The organism is Bacillus sanguinis (assembly GCF_018332475.1).
Classification (GTDB): domain Bacteria; phylum Bacillota; class Bacilli; order Bacillales; family Bacillaceae_G; genus Bacillus_A; species Bacillus_A sanguinis.
In genome coordinates this window covers 25,204-31,203 of sequence record NZ_BOQB01000138.1, presented here as the reverse complement: position 1 = coordinate 31,203, position 6,000 = coordinate 25,204, and the positions used below count along the sequence as shown (strand labels likewise).

9 protein-coding genes are annotated in these 6,000 nt (G+C 33.0%); 8 read left to right on the top strand and 1 reads right to left on the bottom strand.

The window, feature by feature from the left end; all coding sequences use genetic code 11:
* Window positions 1–221 precede the first annotated feature (221 nt).
* The 4 genes from KI369_RS16225 (at window position 222) to KI369_RS16210 (ending at window position 2,641) form a co-directional block, all read left to right on the top strand.
* The gene (locus KI369_RS16225) at window positions 222–656 is read left to right on the top strand and encodes a hypothetical protein (protein WP_212956633.1); all 435 of its coding nucleotides are present in this window, start codon (window positions 222–224) and stop codon (window positions 654–656) included.
* The gene (locus tag KI369_RS16220; RefSeq protein ID WP_212956632.1) at window positions 657–1,196 is read left to right on the top strand and encodes an ERCC4 domain-containing protein; all 540 of its coding nucleotides are present in this window, start codon (window positions 657–659) and stop codon (window positions 1,194–1,196) included. It abuts the gene before it with no gap.
* 57 nt (window positions 1,197–1,253) lie between these two features.
* Entirely contained in the window at window positions 1,254–1,598 is a 345-nt protein-coding gene (locus KI369_RS16215) for an organic solvent tolerance protein OstA (RefSeq protein ID WP_212956631.1), read from the top strand.
* Window positions 1,599–1,666: 68 nt separating this feature from the next.
* A complete protein-coding gene (locus KI369_RS16210; protein ID WP_212956630.1) occupies window positions 1,667–2,641 on the top strand; it encodes a DNA cytosine methyltransferase in 975 nt (324 codons plus the stop codon).
* Window positions 2,642–2,826: 185 nt separating this feature from the next.
* Here the strand turns inward: KI369_RS16210 and KI369_RS16205 are convergent, their stop codons facing one another.
* Window positions 2,827–3,648, bottom strand: a complete 822-nt coding sequence (locus KI369_RS16205; RefSeq protein ID WP_212956629.1) for a hypothetical protein — start codon at window positions 3,646–3,648, stop codon at window positions 2,827–2,829.
* 102 nt (window positions 3,649–3,750) lie between these two features.
* Between KI369_RS16205 and KI369_RS16200 the strand changes: the two genes are divergently transcribed.
* The 4 genes from KI369_RS16200 to KI369_RS16185 all read left to right on the top strand — a co-directional run bounded on the left by KI369_RS16200 (window position 3,751) and on the right by KI369_RS16185 (window position 5,907).
* Window positions 3,751–4,137: a hypothetical protein gene (locus KI369_RS16200; protein WP_212956628.1), complete on the top strand. Its 387-nt coding sequence runs from the start codon at window positions 3,751–3,753 to the stop codon at window positions 4,135–4,137.
* A gap of 186 nt (window positions 4,138–4,323) precedes the next feature.
* Window positions 4,324–5,205: a hypothetical protein gene (locus KI369_RS16195; RefSeq protein ID WP_212956627.1), complete on the top strand. Its 882-nt coding sequence runs from the start codon at window positions 4,324–4,326 to the stop codon at window positions 5,203–5,205.
* A 58-nt stretch (window positions 5,206–5,263) separates the two neighbouring features.
* On the top strand, window positions 5,264–5,545 hold the full coding sequence (locus KI369_RS16190) for a hypothetical protein (RefSeq protein WP_212956626.1): 282 nt from the start codon (window positions 5,264–5,266) through the stop codon (window positions 5,543–5,545).
* The gene (locus KI369_RS16185; RefSeq protein WP_212956625.1) at window positions 5,542–5,907 is read left to right on the top strand and encodes an HNH endonuclease; all 366 of its coding nucleotides are present in this window, start codon (window positions 5,542–5,544) and stop codon (window positions 5,905–5,907) included. The genes KI369_RS16190 and KI369_RS16185 overlap by 4 nt, the downstream gene beginning before the upstream one ends.
* The last annotated feature ends 93 nt before the right edge of the window (window positions 5,908–6,000 follow it).

Here is a 6,000-nt window from a genome sequence, read left to right as displayed (position 1 = left end):
AGATAAATAGTTACTTAAGTTACTGAATTTCCTATATCAGCTCTTAAGAAAATAAATAAATAAAAAATAATATATATATAGGACTTTAATAGAAAAACGGGTAACTTTAGTAACTTTAATAACTAAATAACGCTTAAACCCTTGATACGACTGGATTTCAGCGAGTTACTTTTTAAATAACTTAGTAACTATTTAGTAACTCGTAAAAAAAGAGGTGTAATATGCATCCAAAACAGATATGTGCTGATGTTCAATCAATGGGAGCGAAGCTCGTTCTTGATGGTGATGAGTTATACATTGAGAACCATGAAAAGATTGTTCTTGAAGTTGAATCGGTTATTAAAGAATACAAGTTACGTATTATTAAGTATTTGCAAGGCGATTATTCAGAACAAGATCATGCCGTAAAACAAACGATAGATAAAATTATTAATTTTTTTATCGGTATTGAGCAAGACATAAATTCGAAAATAAATGATTGGTTTAATCATGATGAAACTGCAGCAAGGTTAGTTATGGAATTAACGTTAAACTTCTCGCTTAATGGTTGGCTATATGTAAAAGAATCAGTAGCAAACTATGAAAATAAATTAACGGACGAGCTTTCACAAGAAATATTCAATCGTGCAATGTCGCACTTTAGGAAGGTGAAATAAATGCCAGCAATTCATTATCGATATTCAGATGCTGAATTAAAAGAGATATTAGATACATTAGAAATCATGGTGGATACAAGGGAACAGAAGAACCAACATGTACTTGATTATTTTCGTAAAAAGAATGTTCCGTTCAGGCTGAGAAAAATTGATACAGCCGATTATTCAGCAGTAATTCCTAAGAATCCTGAAATGGGAATTACACGAGATATTTATTTAAGTGCTGGGATAGAGCGAAAAAATGGTGTAGACGAATTGGTTCAATCGATTAAAGATCGTACAAGGTTTGAAAATGAATTAATTCGTGCTTCTAAACATCCATTTGTTCTTTATGTGGAAGACTTAGACGGCTATCTGAAAATATTAAAAGGTGAATACCGGAGTAAATATAAACCGGAAGCATTGCTTGGTAGTCTTAAAACATTTGAAGTTAGATATAACTTTTCAACCGTTTTTCTTCCACCTAGCACAACAGGAAATTACATATATCATCATTTCTTATATATGGCCCGTGAATATCTGAAGAAGGGCGTCATATAAATAATAATTTATTCTCGTGAAGAACAAGAAACGATTATTAATTAGGGGGATTTATCAATGGCAAAAGTACAACTTAATCAAAAGGAACAACATTATGCAGATACACGTGAAGAAGCGGAGGAAATTATTTCAACTGCTAAAGAAAATGACAACCTTCAAATGCACAAAATTGCAGAGAAATATAACAAATACGGTCAGTATTTCTTGATTGATTTAACTTTCGCTTATCAAACTCCTAAAGAAGTAATGGAGAGTCGTCCGCAAAATGATGATGTTCCAGAAGGACAAATGAGTTTTGAAGAGCCACATGAAGGTGTAGATTACAAAGTTAATCCCGATGGAACAACGGAAGTTGCTCCTGGTCAATTAAAGATTGTTGATGATGAAAAAGTAGCTGAATAAATAATTGTCCTGGGCTTCGGCTCAGGATATTAATACAATTTGAATTTCGTACAAAAGGAGGGGTGGAATTGATTAAGATACTTGAATTATTTGGTGGAATCGGAGCACCAAGAAAAGCACTTGTTAATTTAGGGATAGATCACAAAGCGATTGATTATGTGGAGTGGCAAGCCAATAGGGTAAAAGCGTATAACGCTCTATACGACCATTTGCATAAGCCACAGGATGTAAGAGGATGGAGTTTAAGGCCTGATATTTTAGTTCATGGATCACCTTGCCAAGATAATAGTCGAGGTAATAAGTATCGAAAAGGCAATACAAAGGAATCACGTTCACAATTAATGCTTGAGACAATTCGAATAATAAAAGAAATGGGTGATTGGCGGCCGCGTGTTGTTATTTGGGAAAACGTGAAAGGCGTATTAGATCGTAATGTGGTACCCGTATTCAATTATTATTTGGAAGAGATGGAGAAGCTGGGGTATACAAATTCATTTGATGTATTGGACGCTAGGAAATTCGGAATTCCACATGCGAGAGAAAGAGTTTTTTGTATCTCGTTACTTGGAAATGCAACATTTGATTTTAGTAAGCTGCAGCACAAACCGATGAGGAATATAGGAGAGTTTTTGGAGTATGGACCAGATGACGATATACCGTCACAGTACCTAATTAATATTCCATCGATGCTAAATAGAATTAAAGAATTCAATCCCGATACGAGTGGCAGCTATAAGAGACGGCTGGATGTAATCGACGAGTATTGCTACACCATAACTGAAAGACAAGATCGTTGTCCAAATGCAGGGATTATTCGATTAAGTGAACCACAATATCGATATTTGACGGAACGTGAGTGTTGGAGATTATTAGGATTTGGTGATGAAGATTACGAACTGATGCTAAAAGAATTCCCGACAAAGCCAGGGAAGCGAAATGCAACATTATACGCATTAGCTGGTAACAGTATAGTAGTTGATGTTTTAGAAACGATATTCGAAGTACTACTTGATATGCTGCAGGGGCAGTTGAAAGCAAGTTAATTATAAAAATTTCATTTTCACAAAAAAACAGCTTATCAGATTGAGAAAAAACTAAGGTGTATTTCTCTCCTGATGTAATTTCATCATGTGGAGGATAAAACGTCTTAGAACGGAAAAAAAACGTGTTTTATGAGTTTAAGTGGAAAGTAAAGATAAAACCACCCTAAAAAGGATGGTCGAATGTTTTATTTCTTAAATTTTCCAACAGTGGCTGCGATAAAATTTCTAGTTGAATGAATTTTATTTTGTTTTTCAATTTGATGGAGTTTTTCATCAAGTATTAACTCGATGGCAAGTTTGACATTAGGGAATAACTCTAGACATGTTTGTTCGTCTAATTCATGTATTCCTTTGCTTAGGATTCCATATAGTTTTCTACTTTCAACAAGAAAATCTGGAAGATAAGTTTTTAACATTAATATTTTTTCATCCATCTTAGATTGTTGGAATGCATCATCGTCAAAGGAATTCTCTTTTTGTGCTTCTTGCCTACATTCTTCAACTAGATTTTCAAAAATTCTACGTAGGTAAACAAATGAACCAGCCCCGATACTGTGGGAGTAAAGCCTGATGGCTTTAGAAAAATCACGATAGTCATTTTTTAGTATTTTTCTATACTTATCTATAGAGTGTAGTTCTAAATCTGCAATAGATGGGAATTGTCCAATCTTTGTTATTTCGTTGTTTGTAATTCGGAACATGAATGAATACAAATGGGATGCATCTCGTTGACATTTAAATATTAAATTCATAGGGGATGGATTGAGGTTTAATCTAGATATTACTCTACTTACCTCACTAACACTACCATATTTTGAGAATCCGCTATAAGAAGAATATATAAATGTAGAATCCTTTTTACATTCAATACAGTAACAATCAAACTGAATGTCATTGCAATCATTAAATATTTGTTCTAATTCAATAGCATTGGTTATATTAAATGGAACAGGTTCGTATAAACCAAGTTGTAATAAAAGATAATTTGAATCTATTTTGTTTGACATAATTTATCCTCACTTAGTTGTTTTTATTATTAGTATAGCAAATTTAAAAGGAATAGTTTGGTAATATATTGAGTTTTAAAAAGAAAGTAGGTGAATCATCATTTGTTTAACTGGCTGAAGGTATATCAAGAATTAGAACAAGACATAGCATACTTAGATTACAACTTAGACAAAACAAAAGCTGAATTAAAACGCTGGGTCAGTGGTGATTTGCGAGAGGTACGTTTAACTGCTGAATCGGAGGGCGCAAAGGTAGAAGAGCGTATTGAAGCAATTGAATATGAATTAGCGCACAAAATGAATGACATGTATAAATTAAAAAACTTAATTAATACGTTCAAAGGATTAGAACATAGAATTGCATATCTCAAGTATGTGGAAGGCATGACATTGGAAAAGGTTGCTGAAGAACTTAACTACAGTCCGCAGTATATTTATAACAAGCATGCTGCCATGCGAGAGAAGGTTGAGTACTCAAATAGAACTTAACATTTACTTAAGGTAAGGTATCATTATACAAACCATTGAAAATATCGATTATAGTAATAACATAAGAAATTGACGAAAGGGCAACTGATGCATGGTTGCTCTTTTAATGATTTTATTATAGTTTTGTATTGTTTTAATTTGGAAATGAATGATAAAATCGTATTAAAACAATATGGGAGATAAATGATGGATAATCCAAATAAAGATAAAACCTGTTTTATTATTACACCAATAGGTGATGATCAATCTGATATAAGAAGAGCGGCGGATGGAGTAATAGATGCTGTAATTGTTCCAGCATTATGTGACATGGGATTTGATGAAGAAAATATTAAAGTGGCTCATAGGATGCCGAGTCCTGGTTCGATTAATAAACAAGTCATTACGAGTGTTTTAGAATGTGATATAGCAATAGCTAATCTTACGAATTTAAATCCGAATGTAATGTACGAACTTGCCATTAGACATGCTGCTAGAAAACCAGTAATTCAAATTTGTCAAAAAGGTACAAGACTACCGTTTGATATCACGGAAGAACGTACTATTTTTTATACAAATGATATGGCTGGGGTAATGGAATTAACTAAAAATTTTAAAGAAATGGTTGTTGAAGCGATAGATGAACAAGAACCAGATAATCCTATTTATAGAGTGATAGAGAATAATACAATGATGAAGAAAATCGATGAAAATGACCCTAATAAATTTTTATTACATCGTATGAATTCTTTAGAGGATAACTTATCAAATTTAATTAATTCGTTAAACAGTAACCCGCTTCAAAAGAATTATTTTAAAAGTAATTCCAGTAGTGGCCGTATAATGCAGCGTTCTTCAATGACCTTTACATTGGATAGTTCGAAGATGAGAACTATAGATTTAAGTAAACTTCTTAAGGAATATGAGCGGGAAAATCCAGACGTTCGTTTTGAAATAGACCTTTATAATGAAGAGATAAAATTAGATATATGGACCACGAACAAAACGATGCTTTTTGAAACGTTAGACTACATTTCCGATATAGAGGGTATCGTATTACCTAAAGTTCCTATTACTATAAAATCCTAAAGCATTCCTTATGGAGTGCTTTTTATTATACAAAAATTACATAGGTGGTGTTTAGCAAATGATTACTGAAATTAGAAAAACAATATCAGGTACAGAGTATTGGGATAACGAAAAGAAGAAGAGTCTATTTGTTCCAACTGGTGAGGAACCAGGATTCGAAGTGACTAAGAACTCGAAGAGTATGATTGCTAAGTTTGCTGATGATAAGGTGATTGATGTTAACGTCATTGAATTAGATGATATGAGAGTAAAAGAATTACGTGATTATGCTGCATCGATTAATGTCGAGATTCCAGCTGATGTTAAAAAGAAAGAAGATATTATTAAGTTACTATCATGAAGTACTGTGCTGAGCAAGGATGCAAGACATTAATCGATAAAGGAAGATACTGTTTAAATCATAAGCGTAAACAAAAGAAGACAATTGTCTATTCGAAGAACAGATCATTCTATCGTACAAAAGCATGGGAAGATTTAAAGTCATTCTGTTATGAACGAGACAAAGGATTGTGTCAACGATGTGGAAAGTTTGTATTTGGTAAGCAAGCACATCATCATCATATAGTACCAATTAAAATCAATCCTTCATTGAAGTTAGAAGCAACTAATATCATGACACTATGTTCTAAATGTCATCCGATTGTGGAAAGAGAAACAAATGCAAAATATGAAAAGAAGAAAAAGTTTGACTGGAAATTATAAGCCCCCCTATCAAATTAATAAAAATTGCTTACCTGGGGGGATAGGGAGTGGGGGTGCAAACGCGCACCTCAAAATGACTTTTTGAAAAAAATT

Coding starts and splice junctions, on each gene's coding strand:
- KI369_RS16215 (WP_212956631.1), top strand. CDS start 1,254: ATGGCAAAAGTACAACTTAATCAAAAGGAACAACATTATGCAGATACA.
- KI369_RS16205 (WP_212956629.1), bottom strand. CDS start 3,648: ATGTCAAACAAAATAGATTCAAATTATCTTTTATTACAACTTGGTTTA.
- KI369_RS16195 (WP_212956627.1), top strand. CDS start 4,324: ATGGATAATCCAAATAAAGATAAAACCTGTTTTATTATTACACCAATA.
- KI369_RS16190 (WP_212956626.1), top strand. CDS start 5,264: ATGATTACTGAAATTAGAAAAACAATATCAGGTACAGAGTATTGGGAT.
- KI369_RS16225 (WP_212956633.1), top strand. CDS start 222: ATGCATCCAAAACAGATATGTGCTGATGTTCAATCAATGGGAGCGAAG.
- KI369_RS16185 (WP_212956625.1), top strand. CDS start 5,542: ATGAAGTACTGTGCTGAGCAAGGATGCAAGACATTAATCGATAAAGGA.
- KI369_RS16220 (WP_212956632.1), top strand. CDS start 657: ATGCCAGCAATTCATTATCGATATTCAGATGCTGAATTAAAAGAGATA.